This window comes from Dellaglioa sp. CoH-56-MRSF-13, assembly GCF_056782095.1.
In genome coordinates this window covers 1-539 of record NZ_JBXAYC010000043.1, presented here as the reverse complement: position 1 = coordinate 539, position 539 = coordinate 1, and the positions used below count along the sequence as shown (strand labels likewise).

The 539-nt window shown below is 57.1% G+C and carries 2 protein-coding genes; both read right to left on the bottom strand.

From position 1 onward, the window contains the following. On the bottom strand, positions 1-260 hold a 260-nt coding region (locus AC1RP1_RS07770), incomplete at its 3' end, for a hypothetical protein (RefSeq protein WP_481762686.1). 38 nt (positions 261-298) lie between these two features. Continuing rightward, on the bottom strand, positions 299-539 hold a 241-nt coding region (locus AC1RP1_RS07765), incomplete at its 5' end, for a hypothetical protein (RefSeq protein ID WP_481762685.1).

Below are 539 nucleotides of genomic sequence, written 5' to 3'. Positions count from 1 at the left end.
CTAGCCGTCATTCCCTCAATCATGGAGGATGAGGCGCGCACCGGAATATCAGCACCCAGCTTCACAGTCGCCAGTCCCGGCTTCGAGAATTCGATGCTGCGTGAATCATCGGTACCAACGACGTGGGGCAGCACCAAATCCACAGCGGCCGTTAGCTTAGGTGCGTTGATGAGTTCATTCCAGTGAGCTTGGATGTCCGGCTCTATTTCTCTGAGCACCCTATACCACACACGGTCCTCTGCCCACATGCGACGCTGCATATAATTGGGCTCGCGCGTCTTTGTGATGCGCCGGACCTTCATCGGCTGCTCACGCCGTGTGCGTAGCCCGCTTCGTACGCCGCAATCATATCCTCGTATTCGAAATACGACTCATCGTCAGGGCCGATCGCGGCTTCTGCCTGTGCCCGCAGGTCAACCGCTTCGTCCGTGGTGCCCGGATAACACGATTCTGGAACCTCAGGCCATTCTTTGCGACACACGTCGAACCGGCCCTCCAGCCAACAATCCATAAACTGGATGGGGTCTTCACACGGATTC